General features: G+C 69.1%; 2 protein-coding genes. One reads left to right on the forward strand and one right to left on the reverse strand.

Features of this window, described 5'->3' with window-relative positions; genetic code table 11:
* Window positions 1–296: hypothetical protein (locus E1293_RS50090; protein ID WP_424923743.1), on the reverse strand; the 296-nt coding region annotated here is incomplete at its 3' end.
* Between the two features lie 71 nt (window positions 297–367).
* On the opposite strand from E1293_RS50090, the gene E1293_RS47055 reads away from it, so the two are divergent.
* Window positions 368–1,111 carry an RNA-guided endonuclease InsQ/TnpB family protein gene (locus E1293_RS47055; RefSeq protein WP_243717599.1) on the forward strand — a complete coding sequence of 248 codons (744 nt, stop codon included), beginning with the start codon at window positions 368–370 and terminating at the stop codon, window positions 1,109–1,111.
* The last annotated feature ends 117 nt before the right edge of the window (window positions 1,112–1,228 follow it).

The following is a 1,228-nucleotide window of genomic DNA, read 5'->3' on the forward strand; positions in this document are numbered from 1 at the left end:
CGGCGCTGACCGACACCCTGCACCGAGTCAACACCGCCGCTAACCAGGTCTCGGCCGTGGCCTTCCGGCAGTTCGGGCTCCGCGGCCGCGAAACGCCCCTGCGGACGCTGTGCTACGGCGATCTCAAGGCCGGCGGGCTCGGTGCGCAGGCCGCCCAGCACGTGATCAAACGGGTCGTGGACGCCTACACCACTCTCCGGGCGAACCTCCGCAACGGCCGACTCGGCGGCCCGACGTCCCGGCGTCGCCGCAAGGCCGAGTCCAAACCGATCGTGTTCCGTGCCGACGCCGCGCACACCTTCGACGATCGATGTTTATCGTGGCAGTTGGATGCGGGCACGGTGAGCATCTGGACGGTGGCCGGGCGATGCAAGAACCTGCGGTTCGTCTGCTCGCCCGACCAGGCCAAGACACTGCCGCGCACCGCAAGGGTGAATCGGACCTGGTGCACCGGGACGGGAAGTGGTTCCTGCTCGCCACCTGCGACGTCCCCGAACCGGAGGTGTACGAGCCGGTCGATTGGGTGGGGGTGGACCGCGGCATCGTCAACCTGGCCACCACCAGCGATGGGGACAACCATCAGGGCCGCCGCCTGGATCGGTACCGCCGCTGGCAGGCCCGCAAACGGGCCGAACTCCAGGCCACACGCACCCGGTCGGCCGCCAGAATATTGAAGAAGCGGGCCCGCCGCGAGAAGCGGCACGCCACGCATGTCAATCACACGATTTCCAAGCAGGTCGTTGCCGTCGCGGCACGCACCGGACGCGGTATCGCACTCGAAGAGCTGAGTGGGATCCGCGGACGGGTCACGGTTCCTCGCGACCAGCGGGCGCGCCTGTCGTCCTGGCCGTTCCACCAGCTGGGTGAGTTCATCGCCTACAAGGCCCGCCTGCACGGGGTGCCGTTCATCGCGGTGGATCCGGCCTACACCTCGCAGCGCTGCCCGCGGTGCGGCCACACCGCGAGGAACAACCGTCCTACGCGGGATGATTTCTGCTGTCGCCGGTGCGGTCTCGCTGGGCCCGCCGACGTCGTCGCCGGGGTCAACGTGCGCGACCGCGCACGCTCGGCGTGGGTATTCGTCAACATGCCCCAACCAGCCCCCGCCTAGCACGGGGGCCGGTGGATGCGACCCGTGACCGCCCACCCGTAGCGGGCAGTCGGGAGCGTAAACAACGCCCACAAGGACCGAACCGGCAACCCCGGTCCTCAGGGCCGAGTAGTTGAC

This window comes from Actinomadura darangshiensis, from assembly GCF_004349235.1.
Classification (GTDB): domain Bacteria; phylum Actinomycetota; class Actinomycetes; order Streptosporangiales; family Streptosporangiaceae; genus Spirillospora; species Spirillospora darangshiensis.